The organism is Pseudomonas sp. HMWF006 (assembly GCF_003061205.1).
Taxonomy (GTDB): domain Bacteria; phylum Pseudomonadota; class Gammaproteobacteria; order Pseudomonadales; family Pseudomonadaceae; genus Aquipseudomonas; species Aquipseudomonas monsensis.
The window spans coordinates 1-3,328 of record NZ_QAIU01000132.1; the positions used below are offsets into that span (position 1 = coordinate 1).

A 3,328-nucleotide genomic window follows, 5' to 3' on the forward strand; every position below is an offset into this window, starting at 1 on the left:
CAGGGTTATGTGAACACCTGTGCAGGAGCTGCCGAAGGCTGCGATCTTTTCCGGCGCGCCGATTATATCGAGCCGGGTGAAAAGTTACTCCAGCGCTTTCCAGATATCCGTGGCGTACTCGCGAATCGTCCGATCGGAAGAGAACCAGCCCATCCGCGCGGTGTTGAGCACCGCCGAACGCCACCAGTTGTTGCTGTCATGCCAGTGCGCTTCAACGCGTTTCTGCGCTTCCCAATAGGAATCGAAGTCGGCACAGACCAGGAAGCGGTCGTAGTCCACCAGCGAGTCGATCAGCCCGGTGTAGCGTGAGGTGTCATCCGGCGAGAACACGCCGCTGCGGATCGCTTGCAGCACGTCGCTCAAACGATGCGACGCGGCAATGTCCGGCGCCGCACTGAACTCGTGGTTCTGTTTGCGCGCTTCAACCTGCTGCGCACTGAGGCCGAAGATGAACATGTGCTCGGCACCGATGCGTTCGCACATTTCCACGTTGGCGCCGTCGAGGGTACCGATGGTCAGCGCGCCGTTGAGGCCGAACTTCATGTTGCTGGTGCCCGACGCTTCGAAACCGGCCGTGGAAATCTGCTCGGACAAGTCCGCCGCCGGAATGATGCTCTCGGCCAGGCTGACGTTGTAGTTGGGCAAAAACACCACTTTCAGCAAGCCGCGCACCGTCGGGTCATTGTTGACGACACGGGCGATGTCGTTGGTCAGCTTGATGATCAATTTGGCCTGGTGATAACTCGCGGCCGCCTTGCCGGCGAAGATCTTCACCCGCGGCACCCAATCGACTTCGGGCTCGGCACGAATCGCCTGATACAGCGCCACGGTGTGCATCAGGTTGAGCAACTGGCGCTTGTATTCGTGGATCCGTTTGACCTGCACGTCGAACATCGCTGCCGGATTGACCGCGATGCCCAACCGCTCGTGAATCAGATAGGCCAAGGCTTTCTTGCTGTGCAGGCGTTGCTCGGCGAAGGCTTTGCGGAACGCGGTTTTCTCGGCGAACGGTTCGAGGTCGAGCAGGCGCTCTTCGGGATTATCGAGAACCTCCGGACCGAGTGCGTCGACCAGCATCGAGGTCAGCTCGGAGTTGGCCTGGAACAACCAGCGGCGGAAGGTGATGCCGTTGGTTTTGTTGTTGATCCGCTCGGGATAAAGCTTGTGCAGTTCGGCGAATACGGTCTTGCGCATCAACTGCGTGTGCAGCCCGGACACGCCGTTGACGCTGTGCGAACCGAGAAACGCGAGGTTGCCCATGCGCACCCGGCGACCGTTGTCCTCTTCGATCAGCGACACTGCGCGCAGCACGTCGAAATCGTGAATGCCCTTGGCTCGCAGCGAGTCGATGTGCTGGGCATTGATCAGGTAGATGATCTGCATGTGCCGCGGCAGCATGCGCTCCATCAGGCCGACCGGCCAGGTTTCCAGCGCTTCCGGCAGCAGTGTGTGGTTGGTGTACGACAGCGTGTCGACGGTGACTTGCCATGCCGCATCCCAGGCCACGTCGTAGACATCGACCAGTTGGCGCATCAGTTCGGCGACAGCAATCGAGGGGTGCGTGTCGTTGAGCTGAATCGCTGCGTGATCGCCCAGGGTCAGCACCGAGGTGTGCATGTTGCGATGACGACGCAGCAAGTCCTGCAGGGAGGCGGCGACAAAGAAGTACTCCTGACGCAGGCGCAGCTCCTGCCCCGCTTCGGTGCTGTCCGCCGGGTAGAGCACGCGGGAGATACTTTCAGCCCGGGCGACTTCAGCAACCGCACCCAAGTGGTCACCGGCGTTGAAGCGCTCCAGGTGCAGGTCTTCCATGGCGCGTGCGCGCCACAGGCGCAGGGTATTGACGCTCGCCCCGCGCCAGCCGACTACCGGTGTGTCGTAGGCAATCGCGCGTACCGTTTCCGCTGGCGACCAGACCTGTCTGGTCTTGCCGCTGGCATCGGTGACGGTTTCGACACTGCCGCCGAAGCCGATGCTGTACACCACTTCCGGACGCTCGAACTCCCACGGGTTGCCGAAATCCAGCCAGTGTTCGGTCTGCTCCTGCTGCCAGCCATCGACGATGGCCTGACGGAACAAACCGTGTTCATAGCGAATGCCGTAGCCATGCCCGGCGATGCCGAGGGTCGACATGCTTTCCATGAAGCACGCCGCCAGCCGGCCGAGGCCGCCGTTGCCGAGTGCCGCATCCGGCTCAAGCAGGCGAATCCGCTCCAGATCGACACCGAGCTCAGTCAGCGCTTCACGGGCGACATCGAGCAGGCCAAGGTTGCTCAGGCTGTCGTAGAGCAAACGGCCGATGAGAAATTCCAGCGAGAGGTAATACACCCGCTTCTGGCCTTTGCGGTAAATCTGCCGGGTGTGGTCCATCCAGTGTTCGACCATGTGGTCGCGGGCCGCCAGGGCAATGGCCTCGAACCAGTCATGGTCAAAGGCGTGATCCGGGTCTTTGCCCACTGCATAGGTGAGCTTGGTCAGGACGGCGTCGCGGAATGCGGCCACCTCTGCTTCGCGAACTAGTGGTTCTTGAGTCATCGATAGGACCTCGAGCGAGCGGGGAATTGTCTGAGCCTAGACGGTCTGACCGACGGTAGAGGCGCAGGTTCTGCAGTATTTCCGAAGACGGTGAGATAGCCCGACATAACCTTGGCGAGTGGGCTAATGAATGCAGGGGTTGTGCCGAATTGTCCGGCCGCCGGCCTGTCTGTAGAAAAAATCTGGCGAAAGGTTGTTCAAAAATCCACCAGTCCCGGTATGATCGCGCGCCCTGATGCATACACGCCTGGTAACTCCCGATGATGAAGCCCAACCTGATTGCCGCCGCCGAGATCGACCGTCTCGATACGTGGGCCAAATATTCGGCCCCGATGTGCGGCTCTTGTGTCTCCAGCTGCTGCACGCTGCCGGTCGAGGTCAAGATCAAGGACCTGGTGCGCATCGGCGTGGTCGACGAGTTCGAGCTGGGCGATCCACCGAAGAACATCGCCAAGCGCCTGCAAAAGGAAGGGCTGGTCGAGCGCTTCAACCAGAAGTCGGGGATCTTCACCCTGCAGCGCATGAGCAACAACGATTGCTACTACCTGGATCGTAAGAGCCGCCTGTGCACCATTTATGACAAGCGCCCGGACACCTGCCGCAACCACCCGAAAATCGGCCCGCGTCCGGGGTATTGCGCGTACAAGCCGAAAGAAGTCGAGCGGGTGCAGAATTCGCGGTCGATCGAGAAGTTCTAAAAGCCAACCCTCACCCCAGCCCTCTCCCGGAGGGAGAGGGGGCCAACCGAGGTGTCTGGCGCTATACGTCGACCTGAAAAATCCAGTCGATTATG

General features: G+C 60.7%; 2 protein-coding genes. One reads left to right on the forward strand and one right to left on the reverse strand.

Annotated elements, in window-relative coordinates:
• Positions 1-84: 84 nt before the first annotated feature.
• Positions 85-2,535: a glycogen/starch/alpha-glucan phosphorylase gene (locus DBR24_RS05115; protein ID WP_123470669.1), complete on the reverse strand. Its 2,451-nt coding sequence runs from the start codon at positions 2,533-2,535 to the stop codon at positions 85-87.
• Positions 2,536-2,795: 260 nt separating this feature from the next.
• On the opposite strand from DBR24_RS05115, the gene DBR24_RS05120 reads away from it, so the two are divergent.
• Positions 2,796-3,233 (forward strand): YkgJ family cysteine cluster protein, encoded by a 438-nt coding sequence (locus tag DBR24_RS05120; RefSeq protein ID WP_007961740.1) that lies wholly within the window; start codon positions 2,796-2,798, stop codon positions 3,231-3,233.
• The last annotated feature ends 95 nt before the right edge of the window (positions 3,234-3,328 follow it).